Source organism: Roseivirga spongicola, assembly GCF_001592965.1.
GTDB classification, from domain to species: Bacteria; Bacteroidota; Bacteroidia; order Cytophagales; family Cyclobacteriaceae; genus Roseivirga; species Roseivirga spongicola.
In genome coordinates this window covers 20,933-43,812 of record NZ_LRPC01000002.1, presented here as the reverse complement: position 1 = coordinate 43,812, position 22,880 = coordinate 20,933, and the positions used below count along the sequence as shown (strand labels likewise).

Genomic DNA, 22,880 nt, shown 5'->3' with positions numbered 1-22,880 from the left:
ACATTCATTCAAAGAACTTTTCTACTGATTATAATGGTGAGCTTATTTGATCTTGATTAAAGTTTTGATAGCTAACTCATGGTTATCAAAATCATCATCACACTCTTCAGTAAACGTTGTTTAAAACCGGATTTTAACCCCTTTTAAACTCTCAGAAACCTGCCGTTGCTGGCTCTGTTTTTCTTCTTTTTGAAACCCTTTGTTCCAAAAGCGGATGCAAAGGTAAGAAGAATATTTTTAATATCGCAAATAAAATTTCAAAGTTTTTTTTCGAAGCTTTTCTTCTTTGCTTTTTCCCTCTTCTCTTCAGAAGCGGAGGGCAAAGGTAGCAAGCTTATTTGCTTTCAGCCAAATAAAAATGAAGTTTTTTTTCATCCTTTTTTAACCTCCCAAAACTTCAATCTTTTCGCTCTTTTTGAGCACCGCTTGCGTTCAAACGGGATGCAAAAGTAGAAAACTTTCCGCCAACCGCAATGCAACACCTCAATAAAAATTAAAGTATTTTATAAGTGACTGATACTTAAGGAGTCGCTCTTCTAAGTTTTTTATAGAGTGGTACTGTACTACATGGTTCACCATACATAATGGACTTTGCATATGGCTTTAAAAGCATAGTTAATTCTACATAAGCTGAGTCTGGAACTGGCAAATCCCCACAACCTTTTATAACTATAGGCTTATCAGCAAACTCTTGGGGGTCTATTTTTCTTAAGGCATCTTGATAAATAGCATATTCTAAAGTTTCAAGAGACCCCATTATAACTTTATTCGCAATCCCTTCAAGTTTTGTAGCCACTAACATATATGCCCATGTTGGCACAATGGCATCTTCAGAACAAGTGAGCGCAATGTTCTTTCCCTCGTACTTAGACCAATCGTGTTCCTTCACGAATTCTCTTAAATCCTTTTCGCGCAAAATCATTCCTTGAAAAAGGTTTTGCGCCAAATCATAAACTTCCCTTTCGCCTTTGTGATAATAATCTTCTAAATCGATTGTGACCAAAGGGCTTGAGGCCACTCTATTTATTATTTCTTCTGCCATTACAATAATGATTTAGGCTTTGTTGCCTGAAACTCTTTCAAATAAACTGGTTCAAAGTATGCCAAGTCTTCCACCTGATTATTCTCTAACTTTTGAAAAGCCAAAACACCAACTGCCCATGCAGATGGTGATAGATCTTCGATAAATTCTGAATTTGACAAAGAGACCACCTCTTTGAACTTACCTGAACCGTTACCAAAAAATAACACAAAAGCATCTCCTAGAGTTTCTTGAAAGCTCTCTTGATTCAAGATTTTCGGATGTGGAGCCTGCAGCTCATCTAAACTCGAATTATACACCGCGGTGTAGACCTCCATCCTTCTAGCATCAATCATAGGACACAATAAAGCACTAGGTTTGGAGGTTGCTTGCACCTCATATGCCATCGCCTTCAATGTACTAATACCAATTAAGGGAACACCTAATGCGTAACAAAGTCCTTTAGCGGTAGACACTCCAATTCTCAAACCTGTATAAGACCCGGGCCCTTCTGAGATAGCTATTGCTTCTATATCGGACATAGCCCTACCCGACTCTTCAAGCACTTCTCGGATAAGAATGGTTAAGTGACTCGCATGAGACTTATCTTCTAACAGCTTCCTTGTGGCTATAACTTTTTTTCCGTCTGTAATGGACACAGAACAAACAGTGGTAGAAGTTTCTATACTTAGAATCAAAGGCATTTTAAATTAATTGAATCAGTTTATCGATAATGACAACCATTACGAATGCCACAAAGATATAACTGATTGTTTTTCCCGACAGTCTTCTGGCGACAGAAACACCAAATGGCGAGGCAATAACGACTCCGAGCGATAGAATAAGAGCTAGTGGCCAAACAATATATCCCGAGTAGTATTTGGCAGAATCAAAACTAGTGACTGCAAAAACATTCATTAACGTAAGACTGAAAGACGTAATGAATATAACTCCAAGAGAGATAGACTTGGCTTTCTGCATAGTCATTTTGAAACCTGTATTGAGCACTGGGATGATAATGGTACCACCTCCTAAGCCAGACAATGCCGCAACAGCTCCGGCTGCACTACCTATAAATGAAAAACCTAGCACACCAGCTTTCTTATCTTCACCCTCGACTCTCTCAATTTTTGCTTGCCGCAATGTTCTCCAAACGATAAGCACCATTAAGCATATAACCACTATGTTGAATTCTGTTTTTTGGTATGCAGGGGTATTGACGAAAAAATACAGAATAGCCAAACTCACCAAAGTACCGAAGAAGCCAATGCTCAAGACTTCCTTGGTATAGAACTCACCTCTTTTCCATAAGGCAACATTACCAGACAAGGCTGCGAACATGGTTCCGAAAATAGAATTAGCTATTGTGAGCTGAACTATATCTGAAGAGGGAAAGCCCATTGAATTTAAGAGATAAGGAAGCACTAAGACATACATTACCCCACCACCTATACCAATCAGACCTGCTAAAAAGCCTCCGATAAGCCCCATTAAAAACAGTAACAAATACGACTCCATTGACTACTGACCAGAAAGAGTCTGATTGTAGGTACTGGAACTTGAGAGCACCTCTATTGCCTTTTGAACATCTTTATCGAAGCTAAATGAGGCCTCAATTTTTCCCGGCTCTAAAAACTGCCTTGTTACAAACTCTTCCTTCAGCAAAAACATGATTTCTGCTTTACTTTTTTCTAAGTCTAATAGCACATCTTTAGTCAAGGCCTTTTCTAGGCCACCCAACTGAGCAGCAATTCTATTTAACTCACCTACATCTTCTGCAGCAATCCTCAATTGATCTATTTCATCTTGTAAGGGATGACTATAACTAAACTCCTTATCCACAACCCATGCCTTGAAGTCAGTGAACACCGATTCTGGCAACCTATAAGTTACTGGATTATCAATCTCACCCAGTTGGCTATTATACTCATTTGCAAATCGGAAAATTAGGTCTTCGCTTAGCAACCCGATAGCTACCGGAGAGAACTTCTGCCTTTCTACAGAAAAATCTGGGTCTACCCCTCCTCCATCATAAACCAACCTACCATTATTTGTTTTGAAACCTGTTTTAAGAGAGTCTGCAATTTTTCCGACCGAGCCATCATCATTTCTAGTGCTATAGTCTATTGCCTGAATACAGCGACCACTCGGTGTATAGTATTTAGCAATAGTCACTTTCATCTGCGAATTATAGGAGAGCGGTAGTGTTCTTTGCACGAGTCCTTTTCCAAAAGACTTTCTGCCAATTAGTACCCCACGGTCGTAATCTTGCATCACTCCAGCAACAATTTCAGAAGCAGACGCGCTAGAACTATTAATTAATACTGCCAATGGGATTTCTGTATCAGTAGCGGCATTTAAAGTTTTATAGGTAGCATTCATTTCTTCTAGCTTACCTTTTGTAGTAACCACCAACTCACCTTTGTCAATAAAAATGTTCGAGATATTAACCGCTTCATTCAACAATCCTCCGCCATTGTCTCTTAAATCTAAAATCACCTTTTTAGCCCCTTCCTTTTTCAGTTCTCGTAAAGCAGCCTTCACTTCTTTCCCTGCGGCATCTCTAAACCCTGTAAGTTTTATATATCCAACCTCCTCGTTCACCATTCCGCTATAAGGAACATTAGGCAGTTCAATTTTCTCGAAATCAACTTTGAAATCTATTTGTCCTTGTCCTGGTCGCTCCACCTTAATATTTACTGATGAAGATGCCTGACCTCGAAGGTAAGTACCCGCCTTATCATAATCATTGCTTACATCTACACCATCTATTGAGAGAATTACATCGCCTCTTTTCATCCCTGCCTTTTCCGCGGGATAGCCTTTATTCGGCAAAATGACAGTAACCTCACCTCCATTTCTCTCTCCAATAATGGCCCCAATCCCTCCAAACTGACCAGTATTCTCCGTTCGAACATCCTCAATCTGATCTTCAGAATAATAAACGGTATAAGGATCTAATGAAGTAAGCATTGCATCTATACCTGTGCGCATTAGCGTGTTCGGGTTAAGATCATCTACATAGTTGGCATTTACCTCCTTATACATGGTGGCGAAAATGTCCAGGTTCTTAAGGATTTCGAAGTATTTGTCGTTTTGACGAAGAGATGCCGCACTTAGCACCATCACTCCAAGCACTAGACAAACGATGATCTTTTTCATAATCAAAGATTTGTTTCAGGATTAGAACGGAAGATAACAGATCATGTTTTTGAATAAAATCATTTTGATGTAGATGGGTTTAAAAACAAAAAAACCTCCGAAGGTCTCTCCGAAGGTTTTTAAACTACAATTAGTTTTAGTTTAAGATATGGCCAGTTTTTCTTTTGCTTTATCTACTCCATTTTTAGTAGAATTTGCAGCCTTTTCAAGTGAGTCGTTATAAGTCTCTTTGGCAGACTTTGCTTTTACTTCAGCTTCTTCCTTAAGGTTATCTACCATGTCATTGGCTCCTTCTGCAATTTTCTTTCTAGTATTTTTTCCGCTGTCAGGCGCTAGCAAAATACCTGTGACAGCTCCTGCTGCAACTCCTGCTACTACACCTGTGATGATTTTTGCTGTATTATTCATAGTCTTTCTGAGATTTAAGTTTAGAAATATTTTACTCAGAGAAGTTGCAAAGACTATTCCACAGGAAAGAACTGCTATTAAATTGATTAAAGGTGCATTTATTTAGAAACCGGCTCTCAGAATGAAAAAAAGGCTTTCAATATGAAAACCTTAAGCTAATTCTTTGTTCAACCTATCTAGAGATTTCAAAAAGCGCTTTTGAATAAATTTAAAGTCGGGCATATCATTAGAAGTGTAAACAAATGCCAACGCAAGATGATCAGATTGAACTTGAGACTTATTCAGTCGGTAAGCCTCTTTCATTAGTCGCTTTATTCTATTGCGCGTTACTGCAGACTTGAATTTCTTTTTAGAAACAGAGAATAGCACCTGAGGCGGCTTAGAGGCATCTTCCTTGACAAGGAAAGTCACTCTAAACGGATACAAATAAAAATAGGAGCCTTCGTTAAAAAGCTCCTCAATTAATTTCTTGCTATGTAGTCTCTCCTCTTTAGGGAAAGTGAATTTCAAATCAGTTATAGCGCTTTCTGTCACGAGGTCAAGTTAACAAACCTCCGATCAAGAATTAGGCTTTGTGTCTTCTTTCGTCAGACACAGTCAACTTGTGACGGCCTTTAGCTCTTCTACTAGCCAAAACTCTTCTTCCTCCTGGAGTCTCCATCTTAGCTCTGAATCCGTGCTTGTTTCTTCTTTTTCTCTGCGAAGGTTGGAATGTTCTTTTCATTTTCTACTGCGTCTAATTGCAAAAGGACTGCAAAGATAGATAGTCTTTTTTTATTTGCCAACCTCTGCTTAAAATTGTTGAAGAAAAGATTCGCTATGCCAAAATATAAATTCAGTTACAAGAACCCTTTGAGCCATTTCTTACATGTAGAAACGGTTTTCAATAACCTTAATGGGTCAGTTACGCTACATCTGCCTTTATGGAGGCCAGGTCGTTATGAGATTCAAAACTTCCCGAAACGCATCAGAGGTTTTAAAGTAACTGACAACAAAGGTAAACAGCTTCCTTTTAAGAAAACAGCAAAAGGCACTTGGACTGTAGATTTACAAGAGAGCTATTCTCTTAATGTTCAGTATGAATATTTTGCTGGACTTATGGATGGAGGAAACACCTGGTTAGACGATGAGCAACTTTATATTAACCCTGTTAACTGCTGCATGTACGAACCCTCACTAATGAATGAGGAAATTGAGCTCGAACTTGACTTACCTTCGGACTACACTCTAGCCTCTGGACTAAAACCAAACGGCAAGCATCAACTCTTGGCTAAGTCTTACTACCAATTGGTAGACAGCCCTATTTTCGCGAGCAATAAGCTAAGAACGGTTAACTACTCGATAGAAGGGTATGAATTCTATATTCACATTCAGGGCGATGTACCACAGTCTGACCAACAGGTAATTGACGATTTTGCCCCTTTTACCAAAAAGCAGATCGAAGTAATGGGAGGCTTTCCTTGCAAGCATTACCATTTTCTAATTCAGAGCCTACCTTACAAAGCCTACCATGGAGTAGAACACTGGAACTCAACGGTTATCTGTTTAGGCCCATCGGAAGATTTGAGTAAACGAGAGCTTTACAAAGAATTACTCGGTGTAAGCTCACATGAGTTATTCCATACTTGGAATGTAATTCGAATGAGGCCAAAGGAAATGACTCCTTACAATTTTCAGGGGGAAAACTATCATGAGACTGGCTTTATTACTGAGGGGCTGACCACCTATTATGGCGACCTTTTCCTTATCAGGTCGGGCGTTTTTAGTCTTGAAGAATATTTAGGCGAAGTGAACAAATTGCTAAAACGCCACTATGAAAACGAAGGCAGAAAGAACTATTCTGTTGCTGAATCTTCTTTCGATTTATGGCTAGATGGCTACGAGGCAGGTATTCCTGCCAGGAAAGTTTCTATATATAATGAGGGCGCTCTGGCTGCCATGATTCTAGACCTAAGCATTCGCAACAAGTTTAACAATGAAAAATCGCTCGATGATGTGGTAAAGACCTTATGGATATTAAGAGGTGAAAATCTCTCGGGCTACACTTATCAGGATTATCAGCAGGTAGCTGAAGAGGTTTATGAAGGTTCTTTAGGTTCATACTTTGAGGAAATAATTTCTGGCACCACTCCTTACGAGAACTATCTCAAAGAGCTATTTGAGGAATTCGGTTTAGACTTTAAGTTGACTTCGACCCAAAAGCCTGAAGAAAGGCATTATGGCTTTAGGCTCATTGACGGAAAGATCGCCATTATTGCCCCAGACTCACCTGCTGAAGCAGTATTAAGTTTGGGAGATCAAATACTTAAGGTGAATGGCGAAGACTTGAAGAATGAGTTTCCCGGTTCTGAAAGTATAGAGCTGAAGATTATGAGAATGGGCAGAAAGAAATCTATTCGACTTGAGTCGGGTGAGAGTGAATACTTTCAGGTTTATCAGGTTCAGATGGGTCACGGACCAAATGAGCTTCTAAAAAGATGGCTAGAGCTTGAGTAAAAAAAGAAGGCTGCTCTTCTCACGAAAAGCAGCCTTCTTTTTTAATACGTTATTCAATTAATTAAATATAGAATCGTCTATACCCTCATTAATTTTAACCTCGTTGATTACAAATTCCATAGGAACTGGTAGTGCAGCAGTTTTAACGGAGAGCTTCTTAGGCAATTTGATACCATTGTACTCAGTATAATCAGAATAAGAATAGGTACCATTCTGACCTAAATCTGACTGAACCTTTAGGCCAGTTTCAACATCATAGTACTCCATAGCTGTAAACGAACCAATGGTTACATCTACTCTATGCGCATCTTTTCCGTCTATCTTTTTCAAGCCCTTATACTCGGCTGAGAATCCTTCTTTCAAGTAGAATCTTTCACCAAACATTACAGCAAAGTACTTCAATGCATCTACCTGCGGGCCTTGTACCGGAATGGTTTGTCCACCTGCTATAACCTTTGCAGAACCAGCATTATATACTTGCTTCTGCTCTCCCATCATAGGGATAGTGGTTGCGTCTACAAACTTATCTGGAGATTTTTGATAAACCGTTCTAGATATCTCTAAAGATTGCCCTCCCATATTTAAAGTGGCATTAGCAGAATACTCTAAAGTCTCAACCCCATCTAAGGCAGCTTTACCTCCTATGGCCTCAATATAGTCAGCTATGATACTCTCCACAGAAACGTCTCCGGAGATCACCACTTTAGTTGGGTCATCCACCACATTTCCAAATGCATCGTAGTAAGTGATTTCCCCGAAAGGCTCTAGCTTAGAAGCTACCTCTTCGGCCTTACCTACTACTACAATATTAGCCTTATCAGGTCTGATATATTTCTTGGCCACCTCAAGTAAATCTTCTCTGGTTACGGCATCCACTCTTTGAAGATAAGTAGCATAGTAATCATCTGGCAGATTATTCAACTCAGTATTCAGAGCAAAGCTGGCCACAGTACCTCTTCCTTCTAAAGACCTAGCAAAAGAACCTTTAGCCGAATTCTTAGCAAGGACAAACTCTTCTTCTGTTACTAATTCTGAAGTGATTTTGTTGAGTTCGTACATAAACTGAGTAAGCGCGCTATCGGTCACTTCATTTCTTACACTTGCACCAGCATTGAAAATAGCACTGTAGCGGCTAGAACCAATACTTGAGTTAGCACCGTAAGTGTAACCTTTATCTTCTCTCAAGTTCATGTTGAGACGAGTAGAAAGGCCTCCTCCTCCAAGAATAGTATTCAGTAAAGACAGCTTAACTACATCTGGTGTGCCTGGCTTATTATCTATTGGGTAACTAATGCTAATTACAGACTGCACAGAAGAAGGTCTGTCTACAAAAGAGATGTTAGTCTTAGTAACCATTTCAGGAGCTTCAAACTCTTCTTTTTGAACCTCGCCAGACTTCCATGAACCAAAGTAATCTTTGGTTAAGCTCTGAGCCTCTTTCTTAGTAATGTCTCCTACAATAACTAAGTAGGCAATATTTGGCTTGAAATACTTAGCATAATGCTGCTTAAGATCTTCAAGTGTAATATTCTTAAGACTCTCTTCAGTAACAATTTCTCCATAAGGATGATCTTTTCCGTAATTGACAATACCCCTTACGTTAGCTGCAATTGCATCTGGATTATCTAAAGACTGCTTAATACCTGTTAAAGACTGCTCAATTGCTCTGTCGAACTCATCTTCTGGAAAAGCAGGGTTATACAGCACATCCGTCATTAGTTTCAGAATGTCTTCTTTATACTTCGAAAGAGAAAACGCACTGATTGAAGAAGACCCCACATTAAGAGAAGCCCCCATAAAGTCTACTTCTTCATTGAAAACATCTTTAGGTTTCGATACAGTACCTGCTCCCATTACCTGACCGAAAATCCCCGTATATCCGGCAATGTCGCCTTCAGTGATAGGCCCTGTGTTAAAGCTCAAAGTAAAGCCCAATGTTGGCAACTTATGGTCTTCTACAAGAATTACTGTAAGCCCATTTTTCAGCTTAAATTTTTCGTAGTCACCAATTTCAATCTCTCTTGCAGGAGCTGGTTCTGGCAACTTAGTTCTATCTATTTGTGCAGTAGCTGCAAAAGAAAGGCAGCTTAGTGCGATGATGAATAACTTTTTCATTATCTATTTCCTCCTTCCTTCTTTAGTTTAGTTTCACCTGGTTGTTCTTGTTCAGACTTAGGCCTGTAGGTTAGCTCCACCTTGTTTTCAGGTACCAAATATTTCTTGGCTACTCTCATTAAATCTTCGCGAGTTACCTTTCTATATCTTTCTATTTCTGTATTAATTAAGCCAGCATTACCAAAGTACACATGGTAATTAGCCAGGCTTTCTGCAATTCCTTGTACTGATCCATAACCAGAAATAAAATTGCTTTCTATCTGATTCTTCAGTTTTTGAAACTCTCTTTCTGGCACCATTTCAGTTTTTACCTGCTCTACCATTTTATCTACTTCGGCAGCTAAATCTTCGGTAGAATACCCCTGATTAGGTAGCGCAAAGTTGATGAATAGCCCTCCATCTTCTAGCGCCAAAGGAATAGCCTGAACAGCTAAAGCCATTCTTTTTTCGTCTACCAAACTTTTTTGGAATCTCGAGCTCTGGCCACCAGACAATAATTGGGTTAAGAACTGCAGTGCATAATAATCTTCAGTTCCCTGAGGCGGCATTCTGTAGCCCTGAATTACGGCCGGTACCTGAATGTTGTCGAAAACAGTAGCCTCTACCGTACCATCTAACTTAGGCGCTTCAATTTCTGGACGAGGGATATCTTTTGTTCCTCTTTTAATTTCGCCAAAATAAGCCTCTACCAACTTCTTAGTTTCTTTAATGTCAATATCTCCAGCAATTGAAAGAGTAGCGTTATTTGGAACATAGAAAGTCTCATAGAAGTCTACAAAATCTTGATCTGTTGCAGCATCTATATCTTCAAAACTACCTATTGGCGCCCACTCGTAGTTAGTGCCCTTGTATGCGTTCGCCAACATTTTCTCTAGAATAGAACCATAAGGTTGGTTATCTACCCTCAACCTTTTTTCTTCTTTAACCACCTCTTTCTGAGTAGCAATTCCAACAGAGTCGATTACTGCATGAAGCATTCTTTCAGACTCCATATAAAGGCCTAACTCTAGTTGGTTCGAAGGCAGAGTTTGATAGTAGTAAGTTCTATCGTTAGACGTGTTTGCATTCAAGCTTCCACCAGCAGCCTGAATAATTTTGAAATACTCACCTCTTTTAATGTTAGGAGAGCCCTCAAACATAAGGTGCTCAAAGAAGTGGGCAAAACCAGTTCTGCCCGGAGGTTCGTTTTTAGAACCTACATGATACAGCACTGCGACCGTTGCAATTGGCGTGCTATTATCCTGGTATAGGATAACATGCAGGCCATTGTCTAAGTCATACTCTTCAAATTCTATGTTTTGCGCCCATGCTGAAGTAAGCATGAAACAAAACATGAGAAGAAAGCTAATTTTCCTAGTCATATTCCTATTTAAGTTTTTATGCAATGTAATTAAGCATGCAATAAAAAGCTTAAAAAAACAGGAAATGTTTAGTGGGCTAAACCACAGGTAAACGGATTATAGCTTAGATGCTATTTTAGGTCGTGAAGCAGTCTTTGAACTTCATGTGTTTTTAGCCTTGGTCCAAACTGAGAAACCACCTTAGAACTAGCTAAACTCGCCAGTTTGCCAGCAGCAGCCATAGACATTCCATTAGTGATTCCGTAAAGGAAAGCACCGGCAAACATATCTCCAGCTCCGTTGGTATCAACTGCTTTTACTGAGTAAGGCTCGATATCTATAAAGGTATCTCCGTCAAAAATAATGGCTCCATTTTTTCCTTGGGTTATTGCAAATTGCTTAGCCTCTTTTTTCAATGCCTGTCTGGCATCTTCCAAATTGTCTGTACCCGTAAAAGTCATGGCTTCATCTTCATTACAGAAAAGCAAGTCTACGGAAGCACCAATTACGTCTTCAAACTGAGGTTTGAAGGCCTGCACAATAGAAGGGTCAGAGAGTGTAATAGATGTCTTCACTCCATTTTCTTCAGCAATTTTCTTGGCGAGCTTCATAGCCTCCACTCCGTTGGTAGAAGGTGTAAGGTAACCTTCAAGATAGATGTACTTGGAGTCTTTGATAGCCCTTTCATCTACCTCTTTTACTGAAATATTGGTAGTGGCTCCCAAGAAGGTATTCATGGTTCTATCAGCATCTGGCGTAATCATTACGAGGCACTTACCAGTTACTCCGCCATCTCTATCTTTACCATCGAGGTTAGTATCTACACCAGCCTCATTCATATCCTTAAGATAGAAATCGCCATACTCATCGTTAGAAACTTTGCATGAGTAGAAAGACGAACCACCAAATTGGCTAACGGCAATAATTGAGTTAGCTGCCGAACCACCAGACTTTCTTACCAAATCATTTTGGTTAATGGCGTTAATCAACCTGAATTGAGTGTCTTCATCTACCAAGGTCATCAATCCTTTTTTCACTTTATGATCGTATAAAAACTGATCGTTTACTTGGAACTCAAGGTCTACCAAGGCATTGCCTAGGCCATAGATGTCGTACTTTTTACTCATAATTATTGGATAATAGGAGCTCTTTTAAACTCCTTGGTTTCATCGAATAGTTTTCTGTAGGTAATGTGTGTTTTGTATTTCTGGCCACCGATTTGTTCAACCACTCTTATCATTTTTGGGTTGAAATCACCGATCCAGTTCATTTCAATATCGTTATAGCGGAAGCCATCTTTCCATGCCATTTTCTTCACAAAAGAAATGACCAATCCGCCTTCTACTCCTTTTTTCTGATGCTCTGGTACTACTCCAAATACAATTCCTAAGCCTGTTTTACACTTGCCAGTTTTGAGCAAATACAAGAATTTAAGCTTGCTCCATAGATTCCATTGTCCATTAAGGTGCTTATACAACTCATTCAACTCAGGAATTGAAATAAAGAAAGCCACTGGCTCACCTTTGTAAAAAGCGAACCACAACAATTTGACATCGGCAATAGGCTTTAGGGTTTTGAAAGTTGCCTTTGCCTGCTGTTCCGTCATAGGTTTTACCCCACTATGACCACCCCAGGCCTTATTATAAACTTCTAAAAAGTATTTATGCCCATGAGCATATTCTTTTTTAGAAAGATGCCTGAATTCATAATCTGGATTATCGAGCACGGTTTGCGCTCTTTCATAGAACCTTGGGGTAAAGTCTACCGAACTTCCCATTGGCCTTCGGTAAGTATACTGCTGAAAGTATTCCTTAAAGCCGTAAGCCTCAAATAACTCCTTGTAATAAGGAAAATTGTAAGGCATTTGATAATTAGGTTTGTGGAAACCATCTACCAGCAGACCCCACCAGTTATTTCTATCGCCAAAGTTTATAGGCCCGTCCATGGCCTCCATTCCCCTTTCTTGCAACCAAGCTTTAGCTGCATCGAAAAGCACAAAGGCGGCCTTTTTATCATCAATACATTCAAAGAAGCCAACACCTCCTGTTGGTTGTTCTTGTGCTTCAGATACTTTCTTTATGTAGAATGCCGCTACTCTACCAATTACTAGCCCCGCATCGTCTTGGAGAATCCAACGAATGGCCTCTCCTTGTCTAAAATTCTTGTTTTTTTGAGGGTCGAAAACTGATTTGATGTCCTTGTCTAAAGGCCTGACCCAATTTTTATCTTCTTTATAAAGCCTTACTGGCAGTAATAGGAATTGTTTCTCTGCGGACTTATTGTTGACTTCTACCAGCTTCATATTTCAGGGCACCAAAAATAATGAGTAATCCCTTACTAAAAAATCAGTCTAGGGATGTTTTACAAGGTAGAGTATTATTACCTCAGTCCTTTGGCTCTATCAGGATAATCTGTGATAATTCCGTCTACCCCCCAATTCACTAGTTTTTCCATTCTATCTCTATCATTCACTGTCCATGGAATGACTTTCATCCCTTCTTGGTGGCAGAGTTCAATGTCTTTTCGAGATAGCAGCGCGTGATATGGGCTGTAAATCTCAGGAACAAAGCCTAATTCTTTCAGGTTCCCCTTCACTCCTTTCATGTTCTCAACTAGTGCTACCAAATCTACATCTGGATATTTTTGGTGATAATACTTCAGCACTCTAAAGTCGAAGCATTGAATTGTGTACCTATCATTAGTAAGCACCTGATCTAAAACAGTTTGCACAATATCTGCAAACTCTTCTACCTGCGGGTGGCTTATTCCGTCACCTTTGGGCGTACTTTTCAGCTCTATATTATAAGCTACCTTCGGAAGTCCCTTTTCAGCTAGATAATTCTCAACCTGTTTTATCATATCTACCAAAAGTGGCTTACTCGCGGCCATTTTCTGTTGCTCTGGAAAGCGTGAATTTCCTCTAATCCCGCAATCGAACCGAGACACTTCAGCATAAGTCATCTGATAGATATTGAATTGCTCCATTTCACTGTTGGTCACTGGCTGACCGTTTGGCTTAGAGCAAATACTAATAGACATATAGGGCTCGTGAGAAATGACCACTTGCTTGTCTTTAGTAATTACCACATCTAATTCTAGTGTAGTAACGCCTTCTTCTAAGGCACGAATAAATGCCGGAATGGTATTTTCCGGCACTAAACCTCTTGCGCCTCTATGGCCTTGAACATCTAATTCTTGAGATTTCAATGAGAGGGAAACCATCATGAAACCACAGAAGAGCAATATATTTTTCATAGTTTATCTTTTATCCCACTTAATGGTTACCTCATCTATGAGTGAACCTTCTGGGCTGAACATCTGACAATTTACACTAGTATTTTCTCCTTGCCAATCTATTTGCATTAGGCCAAAGCTCTTTTGAGTAATAAGATCGCTAATTCTGAAGGCGTTTAATTCGGTACTAGATTCAAAGCTGTGAGTCATTCCGCTAGAAGTAAAATCGAAAACTTTTCCGTAGCCAGGTACATACATACTAGCTACTTCAGAAATATGTCTGTCTCCACTTAAGAAAAGAACGTTTTTTGGCTGAGTTTTTACAACAAGGTCTAACATGCGTTGACGCTCCTTAGGGAAGTTGCCCCACTTTTCATAAGGATGTTCTTGTACTATAAACTGAATTCCACTACCAATAATGTGCATATCGGCATTACTGTCTGTTAGTTCTTTTTCTAACCAAGCCCACTGCTTTTCGCCTAAGATTTTACCATCCCAGTTTAGCTCATAGCGGCCATTCTCTCTATGGAGTTCTTCTCTAAAGTATCTAATGTCTAGAAGTATAATTTTCACTCTCTTCCCATCTACCCCGTATTCATAAGACTGAAAAGCACCTTCTCTTTTTCTGGCAGGATGGTTGGCAGGCACATCTAAAAAGTTGAACATTAACTCCTTGCTCTCCTTCTTTTTAGGGTATTCTTTTCCTCCATCATTTACACCATAATCATGGTCATCCCAAATACCAATTACAGGTATTTCTGAGGTGAATTTCTTATAAGCTGGGTTATTCTTCTGCAGCTCGTACTTCGTTTTTAGAACGTTTAAGTCTTCTGAGTCTCCGTAAATATTATCGCCTAGCCAAACCCATAACTCTGGGTTCTTATTGGCAATGTTTGGCCAAATAATTTGAGGGGCTTCTTGTCTATTACATGAGCCTATAGCTATGGTACTAAGTACTTGATTTGATGATGAATCTTGTGCCTTTGCCGCTCCGGCTAAAGCGCACAATACAGCTGTTATGGTGAGTATTTTTTTCATTCCTGCAAATTTCTAACAATTCCAGTATAGCATGTGAATGGAGAGTTAATTAACTATTAACATTTAACACCTTAAAACAAGAATTTAGAGGGGTTTTTCCTCATAATCATTTTAAATATCTTGTTTTTTAGCACCTCACTACTTTTCAGCTACTCTCAGTCACTAAAACTTGCACACAATCCGCACACGATTTCTACTTGGTAAGGGCGTGAATCACCCCTCTAAGTCTTTCAATTTCTAGCTTCGCTTCGGCCAGCTCTTTCTTCTCTTTACTTCCGCTGTTTAGACTCCTTCCTAGGATGACCTCATCGGTAGTTACTCCCATTAGTTCTGCAAACTTCGCCACTTCTTGAAGTGTCATGTTTTGCTCGCCTCTAAAAATGTAGCCAACACTTTGAGCGCTCTTACCCCAGAGAGAAGTGAGGTTCATTTGAGTGAACTTCTCAAAGTACTTGTTATTCTCCTTCTTGCAGAAGTAAGCGACCCTACTCGCCACCTTATCTTTAGAGGCCAAGGTTTCAGCAGCCTCTAAGTCTCCTGTTATTTTTCCTAACAAAGATAGGAATGCCCTCTCTTTCATATCATTATTCTTTTTGTTGACAATGCGAATATCGTTATAATTTTTTTACTAAACAACTATACATAATCTCTTTTTATTATTTACACAAGTATATTGATACTCGGATTCTATTTTTTATAAAGTATTTCTTGTTTTTCTATCCCCGAATAGATTCCTTTGTACTGTATCAAATACGCAATTGATGGCTAAAGAAATTAAAAGAGAGCCTTTTGACGGAAGGGCTGGAGAAATGAGAGATAGCCCTTGGATGGCCAGTGAAGACCTCGAAGGAATCAACTCAATAGACTTGGTTATTGCCAATGTTTACAAAAACAGGGATGTAGAATTTGAGGGAGGAAGAAGCAAAGATGTAGTGTACTCACTTGAGTTCTCAAAAGCCAAGAGACAACTAGTCCTTAATGGCTCTAACAGAAAAACACTTGTTGGACTGTACGGTGCTGATGTAAAGAACTGGATAGGCAAAACTATCACGGTCTACGTTGAAGAGGGCATTAAGGTCGGGAGAGACATCAAGAAAGGGCTTAGAGTAAGAGCCTCTAAAGAAACCAATCAAGCCAAGACTCAAGAGAAGTCTAAGGCGGCACTAGATAGTCTGAAGAAATCTTGAAAAGAAAAAAGACAGGCGAGTTAGAGCTATTCAAAGAGATTTGGAATGAGCGTCCGCATGAATCTGAGGTGTCAGGAGAACTTATCTACGAGTTTAGCGTCAGTTGCTTCGCTCATGTGCTTTCAAAAGGTGCATACCCTTCATATAGGCTAGACAAGAGAAACATTGTCTTAATGACTCCTGAAGAACATCACTTATTCGATTTCAAAACAGACAAAGCAAAACAAGACAAGCGATTCTCTTGGGTATTCAACCGAAAAGAAGAGCTAGTCAGGGAGTATTACGACTCTCAGCTATAAAAAACGCAAACGAGGGGCTAGAGAATAGACAGTGTGACCTACCCCTTGCTTATCCATTCACTTGCAGACCCTTCCCTAACGGCCTTATTCAAGGTGAGAATTAAAGGGTTGCAAGCATTCGGTTCTCTAGCGGAAACAATTTTTGCCGAGAATGATAAGCAGGGGTTTCTGAAAAAGTAAAACAATGAGAGAGATTAAGTTCAGGGTATGGGACAATGTTGATTACATGTCAAGTCCTTTTTCAATCAAGGACGTTCAGCTTAAAGTAATTCAATTTGATAGTGACCTGCCGATAATGCAATTCACTGGCTTGAAAGATAAGAACGACCAAGAGATTTATGAGGGCGATATTTTAGATACAGGTGAAACAAGACATAGGCCGTCATGGCGAAAAGGTCATAATTATCATGTGGTATGTTTTTCTAGCGGATGTTTTACTGCAAAAGGATGGAATGGAGAAATAGAAGTATCGCCTAGCCTATCAGTTCTTAACCACAAATCAACAGTCATCGGCAACATCTACGAAAACCCTGAACTCCTTAACCAAACAGCCTAATGCTATCAAGAAAACTCCAAAAGTTCCCATACAAGAACTACAAAAACTTCATCAAGCTAAGACACAAGCTCCAGGGCTTTGGAAATCCTGAAGTAGCAAGGCTTGGCGGCTCAGATATTGGCGTACTCATGGGCTTCGACCAATACAGAAGCAAGTTAGAGCTGTTTCACCAGATGATTAGAGAAACACCGCCTGTTCACTTCGACAACATATTCACTTGGAAGGGCAAAGTGTTAGAAAGAATCAGTGTAAAAGAATGGTGGCGCTACATAGATCCGCTAAACCAGTCGCAAGAAGTCTTTGAAGAGAATATCAACAAGGGCAATAAACTGCGCTCATACAGACCTGCAAACTTCACTTACATCAACCCTGAGTACCCACAGTTTGCTATAAACATGGACTTTATGTGCCGAAGGTATAAGACCGTTCCCGAAGGCTGCGTAGAAGTTAAAAACACCTCTTCTCAGGCAACCGATAAATGGGAGTCGGGCGTATCTCCTGCCCACATTTATCAACTGATTACTCAGATACACACTTCTGGACACCAATACGGTGAGATTTTTCAGCTGAAAGACTCTACCTACCCAGAAATCATTCCTTTCTATAAAGAAGACACTAACACTATTTTTCAAAGTGTTGTACAGGCAGCAGACGACTTCCTGAACAATGTAATCTTCGTAAAGAAAGAACTCGCTAAAGGGCTTCAGGGCGAAGAAAAAGAAGCGCTAATAACCGAATACGAGCCAATGGCCGAAAGTGGAGAGGCTACCGAGAAATTCCTCAAAGAGAAATACCGAAACCTACCAGAGAATTTACCAATGGAAGGCGACATGGAAACCTTCGGTCTAGCTAAACAATACCTGGAGTTCGGCCAAACCAAAAAAGAAGCTACCGCAGAGCAAAGCGGAATCAAGAATAGGCTAATCCAAATCATGGGCAACAATAAAGTTAAGTGCATAGACTTTGGGGCGGCTGGCAAGGTTTCTAACTATTCAAAATTCACTGTATCACCTAAAATACTAAAGAGCTAAGATGAAATTCGAGAAGATGGTGAGGCTAATTGTTAAGACCGTTTTGGAGGGGCATTCAAACTTCGATCCAGACGAATTTATAACAAGAAAAGAGTTGGCTAAAAGGTGGAATGTACACACCAATACCATTGCCAGTTATCACGACCGAAAGAAATACAGCCCTAGCATTTCTTACTACCAATTTGGCAAGAGTATAAGCTACAAGTGGAGCGAGTGCCTAGAGTTTGCCAATCAAAACTTCAAAACAAGAGACTAAATGAAGATATGGGCATACATAGACCTTATCCATAGGCTTGAAACAATAGACGAGGATAGGCTTGAAATACGCAGGCTTTACTTCAGAAAAAGAAGAAGGCTAACCGAGCAACAGGCTCAGTCAATGCTAACCAAGCTCTACCCTGTCCTTGGTCGTTGCGCAGCTATTGTAGACTATCTAAGGAACGATTTTCCTAATAACGATAGAGACGAGCAACAATTGGAAATATGGGCTATTGCAGAAAGGCAGCTAAGGCTAATCAGATGGTTGGAAGACAGGCTAGAAGAAGAATGCACCGACCATGACTTTGTGCCCGAAATAGTCTTCACTCCAAAAGGAAGAGAAAAAACCATTCTAGCCTGTACCAAGTGCGGTAAAGAGGTGAGAATACTAACTCAAGCATTGATAGAGAAGTATAACATAAAACCCGAAAATTAATGGAAGTAACAGGAAGAGTAGAGAGGATCTACGACACACAGAATGTAACATCATCATTCAAGAAGAGAGAGTTTGTACTTGAATATGCCGACAACCCTCAGTACCCAGAGTTCATCAAAATGGAGTTTGTTCAAGACAAGTGCGGACTGCTAGACGATGTAAAGGAAGGTCAAGAAGTAACAGTCGGAATTAACCTGAGAGGAAGAAAGTACGAGAAAGATGGAGAAACCAGATTCTTCAACACCATCAATGCCTGGAAAATCGACAAAGGCGAGAGCACTCAAAGAGACACAGACATCCAAAACTTTGAAGAGAGAAAAGCCCCGGTAAGCACAGGAGAAGATTCTGACGACTTGCCTTTTTGATAACTAACTGATAATCAATTATTTATGAACAAAGTAAAAGTAATAGAAGACAAAGAGGTTAATTTTCTTGCTGTTGACGCAGGTGTTAGGTATTGGGAAGATGCTACTGTCAATGGAGTTGAAGATGTTGATGGGACTTTAATACCACTCCGAAGGGGAGACAGATGGCGCCCCATTATTGATCTCAGTACTGGCATTATTAAGGACTGGGAAATTGGCAAAAAAGCTTCTGTTCACTATAAAGTTTGTGACGATGGAAGCTACTATCTCCTAGATAAAGATGAGAAAGTAGTGACCTCAATAAAGAACAACTACGTTCCTTCACTCCTTTGCCCTCATGAAAACGGCTATGGAGATTATATCATTATGGATATTAATGAGAACGGCTCTATAGAAGGTTTTTCTGTCGATTTGGAGGGGTTTAACGAAACGCCCGAACTAGAATAACCCATGCTATACACCAACCCTAAATTCATTAACGCTTCGGTAGAAATGAAGCTGTTTATCCATTACCTAATGGAGCATTGCAGCAAGGTTGGTTTATGGACTAAGGAACACGAAGAATACCCAGTGAAGACTGGAATCAACCCTAAACAACTAAAGGGATTACAGGAGCAGCTAGGAGAAGAAATAATCCTAGACTTCGGAAGCCACCTGCTCCTGCCCTTTTTTATGGAGTATAACCAACACCGAAAAAACGTGAGCCTTAGCAAAACAGCCTTGAAAGAACTCAATACCGTTTGTCCTCAGTGGTGGAAAGAACAACTAGCCTCTGGCCGATACATACTGTCCGACCAAGACCTAGAGAAACGGAAAGAAGCCTTCAGAAAGAAGATAATCGGGGTCATGAAGGAGTACGAAGAAGAAAAAGCCCAAGGCAAACGAGAATGGGTCCCTACTGCCGAAGATGCTAATTTGTTCTTTAAACACTGGTCTACTGTGGCTGATAATGGACATCTAATGAAATGTGAACTCAAGCAATTCAAGCCCTGGAATACCAAAGGGAGGTTCGGAGCATGGATGCGAAGAAAAAACGAATGGAGTAAGAAGTGAAAGTAACCTTTGAAACCGAAGACGAAAAAGAGGCCAAGCGACTAGCCAAAGCAAACGACATGGCTTTTATGCTGTGGGATCTGGTACACAACGGATGGAGGGACTTCAAGCACACTGACTACGACTATAAAAAGTCCTGGAAGAAAATACACGAACTGCTTGACCAGTACAAGATAGATGTAGATGAACTAGCGCAATGACCTTCAAAGTAATTATAGCAGGAGGAAGAACCTTCAATGATTACGAGATGCTTAAGGCCGTTTGTAAAGCCGCACTCCAACACAAGAAAGACATCGAAGTAGTTAGCGGAACCGCTAATGGAGCTGATAAACTTGGAGAGAGATATGCGAAAGAAAACGGACTTAAGCTTACTCAATTCCCTGCCGATTGGAATAGGTACGGCAAAAGCGCTGGCTACAAAAGAAACCGAGAGATGGCGCTTTATGCAGATGCACTCATAGCCTTCTGGGACGGAAAAAGCAAAGGCACAAAACACATGATAGACCTAGCCAAAAAGTCGGCACTTCAAATTCGGGTAAAGCACTACTAGCAAACAAAACAAATTAATGTCAGTAATAGACGAGTTTAAGGCCGTTGGCATAGATATTCCTGCCAATATCAACTCTGGGCAGCACAAAATCATGTGCCCTAGAGCTAAAGATGTTTGTGGAAGAAAGAACTGGAAGGAGAAATGCCTAAGCGTATCTATTGACGAAAAGCTATACAATTGTCAGCATTGTCCAGACTTTAAAGGCAAAGTTGGCGACACTAAGCTTTCTACCTCCTACACCGAGCGCAAGCAGTATGAGCTACCCAAACGGCCTAACATCACCAAGCTATCTCAGAAGGGCTTAGACTACTTCACAGGGAGAAAAATTACCCAAGAGGTTGTTAACGCAAACAAGATAGCAGAAGAGAACGGGTGGCTTGTTTACCCCTATCACAAAGACGGGGTACTTACCAACTACCAAAAACGTAAGATCGACTCAAAAGACTTCAGACAAGCACCTGGAGCCATGCCTATTGTCTTCAACTACGACAGATGCTGGCAGAATGTAACCGAAGGCAATAAGGAGATAATCATTACTGAAGGCGTTGAAGATGGCCTCAGCTTTGAGGTAGCGGGCTTTCCTTTCCATACAAGCGTAAACCAAGGAGCGCCAAACGTTCAAGACAAAGATGCTTCTAATAAGATAGCCTGTATAGACAACTGCTATGACCTATTTGAGAAGGCCGAAATAATTTACATAGCAGTAGACAACGACCCCAACGGTAAGAGGTTAGAGCAAGAGCTTGTCAGAAGATTTGGAGAAGAGAAGTGTAAGACCGTTGACTTTGGCGAATACAAAGATGCTAATGAGGTGCTCAAATGGGAAGGCAAAGAAAAGCTTATAGAACTCAAAGAGAACGCCAAGTTTGTTCGAATAGCTGAGGTATACACAGCCAAAGACGCCAAAGATGAACTAGTTAGACAGCTGAAAGAAGGGCGAGTAAAAGGGTCTACCACATACTTCACAGACATCGACCAAGCTTGGACATGGAGGAAAAAGGAACTCAATCTATGGTCGGGATACGCAAACGAGGGCAAGTCTCTCATCTTAAATCAACTCGCTCTATTAAAGGCCGTTCATGACGGATGGAAATTTGCTGTACTATCTCCTGAAAACTTCCCAGTTGAAGAGTATTTCGATGATTTTGTTCAGATGTACGTAGGGAAGCCAACAGACAATTCTCTGCCAAATTGCATTACAGAAAACGAATTGAAGGAAGCTTTAGACTTTCTAGAGAACCATTTTTTCGTTGTTTACCCAGATAAAGACTTCACCATAGAGCACATTCACGCTAAGTTCAAAGCATTAGTGAGAAGGCATGGCATAGATGGGGTTATAGTAGATCCGTTCAATTGGCTTGCAAACAGGCAGAAAGGCAACGAAAACAGAGACCAATACATAACCAGTATGCTGTCTGACATGAAGCGGTTTTGCAATGAACAAGATGTCTCTTACAATCTAGTAGCCCACCAGCTTAAGCCAGAGAAAGATGGGTCTGGAAACTATAAAGCCCCAGACGCTTACAAAGTAAAGGGAGCCAGTGACTTTATGGATAAAGTGGATAATATGATACTTATTCAGCGCCCATTTGTGGCAACAGATTATCGAAACCCATTGGTGGAGTTTACTACAGCAAAGATTAAAAAGCCAAAGCTAGTCGGGAAAAGAGGTATTGTGGTTCCGTTAGAGTACGACTATAAAACAATGAGATACCATCAAGAGTCGGATAAATTTTGCCCTCTAGCAGGTAGAAGTTTAGGCGCAATAGAAAGGATAAGCCCCGAACAATCCTACTCCCGAAACGACATCTTCAAGAGCCAATCAAGCGCTTTTGACGAGCCTGCAATTAAAGAGTCAGACTGGAAAACCGACAACGAAGAACCTCTCTTTTGAAAAAACAAGACGACTATGTAATAAGCTTATGGCTATGGAACAAATCAGGGAAGATAGAGGAAAGACATACAGTGTTTGTAGGTCATAAGGTAGAAGCAGATGATATGGTGGCTTATTGTAAGGCCGTGGCCAATGAATTATGGGTCGAATACCCTTCTAAACTTTTCAACAAAGAGGTGACAATCAAGAAAAACAGAAAAGTACTAATCACAAAAGACAATTTTAGAGAATGAAACGACCTAACGAAAAAGACTTCTTTGAGTATCGAGGTAAGCAAAGAATCATAGACTATGGGAGTGCCGACAACTATATAGACGCACTTGAAGAGTACATAGATTTTCTAGAAGGAAAACACCAATGTAAGTACATCAGAAAGATAGGAGAAAGCTGTACTGCGAACAACAACTGTAAATACCCTGATTGTCCTTAGTAAAACT

The 22,880-nt window shown here is 40.2% G+C and carries 29 protein-coding genes; 15 read left to right on the top strand and 14 right to left on the bottom strand.

The window, feature by feature from the left end; genetic code table 11:
• Nucleotides 1–520: 520 nt before the first annotated feature.
• From AWW68_RS07135 to rpmH, 7 genes are all read right to left on the bottom strand, one after another.
• Nucleotides 521–1,042, bottom strand: coding sequence for a DUF2480 family protein (locus AWW68_RS07135; RefSeq protein WP_068218665.1), 522 nt, complete (start codon nucleotides 1,040–1,042; stop codon nucleotides 521–523).
• Nucleotides 1,042–1,725, bottom strand: coding sequence for a tRNA (adenosine(37)-N6)-threonylcarbamoyltransferase complex dimerization subunit type 1 TsaB (tsaB, locus tag AWW68_RS07130; RefSeq protein WP_068218662.1), 684 nt, complete (start codon nucleotides 1,723–1,725; stop codon nucleotides 1,042–1,044). The genes AWW68_RS07135 and tsaB overlap by 1 nt, the downstream gene beginning before the upstream one ends.
• Nucleotide 1,726: 1 nt before the next feature.
• Nucleotides 1,727–2,539 carry a sulfite exporter TauE/SafE family protein gene (locus AWW68_RS07125; protein ID WP_084375614.1) on the bottom strand — a complete coding sequence of 271 codons (813 nt, stop codon included), beginning with the start codon at nucleotides 2,537–2,539 and terminating at the stop codon, nucleotides 1,727–1,729.
• A gap of 3 nt (nucleotides 2,540–2,542) precedes the next feature.
• Nucleotides 2,543–4,183, bottom strand: a complete 1,641-nt coding sequence (locus tag AWW68_RS07120) for a S41 family peptidase (protein ID WP_068218655.1) — start codon at nucleotides 4,181–4,183, stop codon at nucleotides 2,543–2,545.
• Nucleotides 4,184–4,324: 141 nt separating this feature from the next.
• On the bottom strand, nucleotides 4,325–4,591 hold the full coding sequence (locus AWW68_RS07115) for a YtxH domain-containing protein (RefSeq protein WP_068218652.1): 267 nt from the start codon (nucleotides 4,589–4,591) through the stop codon (nucleotides 4,325–4,327).
• Nucleotides 4,592–4,741: 150 nt separating this feature from the next.
• Nucleotides 4,742–5,125, bottom strand: coding sequence for a ribonuclease P protein component (gene rnpA / locus AWW68_RS07110; protein WP_245660221.1), 384 nt, complete (start codon nucleotides 5,123–5,125; stop codon nucleotides 4,742–4,744).
• Between the two features lie 31 nt (nucleotides 5,126–5,156).
• Nucleotides 5,157–5,315 (bottom strand): 50S ribosomal protein L34, encoded by a 159-nt coding sequence (rpmH, locus tag AWW68_RS07105; RefSeq protein ID WP_068218650.1) that lies wholly within the window; start codon nucleotides 5,313–5,315, stop codon nucleotides 5,157–5,159.
• A gap of 95 nt (nucleotides 5,316–5,410) precedes the next feature.
• On the opposite strand from rpmH, the gene AWW68_RS07100 reads away from it, so the two are divergent.
• Nucleotides 5,411–7,087, top strand: a complete 1,677-nt coding sequence (locus AWW68_RS07100; protein WP_157717557.1) for a M61 family metallopeptidase — start codon at nucleotides 5,411–5,413, stop codon at nucleotides 7,085–7,087.
• 57 nt (nucleotides 7,088–7,144) lie between these two features.
• On the opposite strand, the gene AWW68_RS07095 is transcribed toward AWW68_RS07100, so the two are convergent.
• From AWW68_RS07095 to AWW68_RS07065, 7 genes are all read right to left on the bottom strand, one after another.
• Complete coding sequence (locus tag AWW68_RS07095) at nucleotides 7,145–9,202, bottom strand: M16 family metallopeptidase (RefSeq protein WP_068218644.1); 2,058 nt, start codon at nucleotides 9,200–9,202, stop codon at nucleotides 7,145–7,147.
• Nucleotides 9,202–10,563: a M16 family metallopeptidase gene (locus tag AWW68_RS07090; protein WP_068218640.1), complete on the bottom strand. Its 1,362-nt coding sequence runs from the start codon at nucleotides 10,561–10,563 to the stop codon at nucleotides 9,202–9,204. Before AWW68_RS07090 ends, AWW68_RS07095 begins: the two co-directional genes overlap by 1 nt.
• 110 nt (nucleotides 10,564–10,673) lie before the next feature.
• Nucleotides 10,674–11,669, bottom strand: a complete 996-nt coding sequence (locus AWW68_RS07085) for an adenosine kinase (RefSeq protein ID WP_068218636.1) — start codon at nucleotides 11,667–11,669, stop codon at nucleotides 10,674–10,676.
• A 2-nt stretch (nucleotides 11,670–11,671) separates the two neighbouring features.
• Nucleotides 11,672–12,844 (bottom strand): hypothetical protein, encoded by a 1,173-nt coding sequence (locus AWW68_RS07080; RefSeq protein WP_068218633.1) that lies wholly within the window; start codon nucleotides 12,842–12,844, stop codon nucleotides 11,672–11,674.
• Nucleotides 12,845–12,921: 77 nt separating this feature from the next.
• Nucleotides 12,922–13,797, bottom strand: a complete 876-nt coding sequence (locus AWW68_RS07075; protein WP_089082279.1) for a glycerophosphodiester phosphodiesterase family protein — start codon at nucleotides 13,795–13,797, stop codon at nucleotides 12,922–12,924.
• A gap of 3 nt (nucleotides 13,798–13,800) precedes the next feature.
• On the bottom strand, nucleotides 13,801–14,814 hold the full coding sequence (locus tag AWW68_RS07070; RefSeq protein WP_068218630.1) for an alkaline phosphatase D family protein: 1,014 nt from the start codon (nucleotides 14,812–14,814) through the stop codon (nucleotides 13,801–13,803).
• 193 nt (nucleotides 14,815–15,007) lie between these two features.
• Nucleotides 15,008–15,394: a hypothetical protein gene (locus AWW68_RS07065; protein ID WP_068218627.1), complete on the bottom strand. Its 387-nt coding sequence runs from the start codon at nucleotides 15,392–15,394 to the stop codon at nucleotides 15,008–15,010.
• A 181-nt stretch (nucleotides 15,395–15,575) separates the two neighbouring features.
• Here AWW68_RS07065 and AWW68_RS07060 point away from each other — a divergent pair, with 181 nt between their 5' ends.
• The 14 genes from AWW68_RS07060 (at nucleotide 15,576) to AWW68_RS06995 (ending at nucleotide 22,873) form a co-directional block, all read left to right on the top strand.
• Nucleotides 15,576–16,001, top strand: a complete 426-nt coding sequence (locus AWW68_RS07060; RefSeq protein WP_068218624.1) for a hypothetical protein — start codon at nucleotides 15,576–15,578, stop codon at nucleotides 15,999–16,001.
• Nucleotides 15,998–16,300 (top strand): hypothetical protein, encoded by a 303-nt coding sequence (locus tag AWW68_RS07055; RefSeq protein ID WP_068218621.1) that lies wholly within the window; start codon nucleotides 15,998–16,000, stop codon nucleotides 16,298–16,300. Before AWW68_RS07060 ends, AWW68_RS07055 begins: the two co-directional genes overlap by 4 nt.
• Nucleotides 16,301–16,484: 184 nt before the next feature.
• On the top strand, nucleotides 16,485–16,856 hold the full coding sequence (locus tag AWW68_RS07050; protein ID WP_068218620.1) for a YopX family protein: 372 nt from the start codon (nucleotides 16,485–16,487) through the stop codon (nucleotides 16,854–16,856).
• Complete coding sequence (locus tag AWW68_RS07045) at nucleotides 16,856–17,887, top strand: YqaJ viral recombinase family protein (RefSeq protein WP_068218607.1); 1,032 nt, start codon at nucleotides 16,856–16,858, stop codon at nucleotides 17,885–17,887. The genes AWW68_RS07050 and AWW68_RS07045 overlap by 1 nt, the downstream gene beginning before the upstream one ends.
• A gap of 1 nt (nucleotide 17,888) precedes the next feature.
• Entirely contained in the window at nucleotides 17,889–18,143 is a 255-nt protein-coding gene (locus tag AWW68_RS07040) for a hypothetical protein (protein ID WP_068218604.1), read from the top strand.
• Nucleotides 18,144–18,581 carry a hypothetical protein gene (locus tag AWW68_RS07035; RefSeq protein WP_068218601.1) on the top strand — a complete coding sequence of 146 codons (438 nt, stop codon included), beginning with the start codon at nucleotides 18,144–18,146 and terminating at the stop codon, nucleotides 18,579–18,581.
• Nucleotides 18,581–18,946: a DUF3127 domain-containing protein gene (locus AWW68_RS07030; RefSeq protein WP_068218598.1), complete on the top strand. Its 366-nt coding sequence runs from the start codon at nucleotides 18,581–18,583 to the stop codon at nucleotides 18,944–18,946. The genes AWW68_RS07035 and AWW68_RS07030 overlap by 1 nt, the downstream gene beginning before the upstream one ends.
• Nucleotides 18,947–18,970: 24 nt before the next feature.
• A complete protein-coding gene (locus AWW68_RS07025) occupies nucleotides 18,971–19,393 on the top strand; it encodes a hypothetical protein (protein WP_068218595.1) in 423 nt (140 codons plus the stop codon).
• Between the two features lie 3 nt (nucleotides 19,394–19,396).
• Nucleotides 19,397–19,999 carry a hypothetical protein gene (locus AWW68_RS07020; protein ID WP_068218591.1) on the top strand — a complete coding sequence of 201 codons (603 nt, stop codon included), beginning with the start codon at nucleotides 19,397–19,399 and terminating at the stop codon, nucleotides 19,997–19,999.
• Complete coding sequence (locus AWW68_RS07015; protein WP_068218588.1) at nucleotides 19,996–20,199, top strand: hypothetical protein; 204 nt, start codon at nucleotides 19,996–19,998, stop codon at nucleotides 20,197–20,199. The genes AWW68_RS07020 and AWW68_RS07015 overlap by 4 nt, the downstream gene beginning before the upstream one ends.
• Nucleotides 20,196–20,549: a DUF2493 domain-containing protein gene (locus AWW68_RS07010; RefSeq protein ID WP_068218584.1), complete on the top strand. Its 354-nt coding sequence runs from the start codon at nucleotides 20,196–20,198 to the stop codon at nucleotides 20,547–20,549. The genes AWW68_RS07015 and AWW68_RS07010 overlap by 4 nt, the downstream gene beginning before the upstream one ends.
• 16 nt (nucleotides 20,550–20,565) lie before the next feature.
• Complete coding sequence (locus AWW68_RS07005; RefSeq protein WP_068218580.1) at nucleotides 20,566–22,443, top strand: bifunctional DNA primase/helicase; 1,878 nt, start codon at nucleotides 20,566–20,568, stop codon at nucleotides 22,441–22,443.
• Entirely contained in the window at nucleotides 22,440–22,676 is a 237-nt protein-coding gene (locus AWW68_RS07000) for a hypothetical protein (RefSeq protein ID WP_068218577.1), read from the top strand. Before AWW68_RS07005 ends, AWW68_RS07000 begins: the two co-directional genes overlap by 4 nt.
• Nucleotides 22,673–22,873 (top strand): hypothetical protein, encoded by a 201-nt coding sequence (locus AWW68_RS06995; protein WP_068218574.1) that lies wholly within the window; start codon nucleotides 22,673–22,675, stop codon nucleotides 22,871–22,873. Before AWW68_RS07000 ends, AWW68_RS06995 begins: the two co-directional genes overlap by 4 nt.
• Nucleotides 22,874–22,880 lie beyond the last annotated feature (7 nt).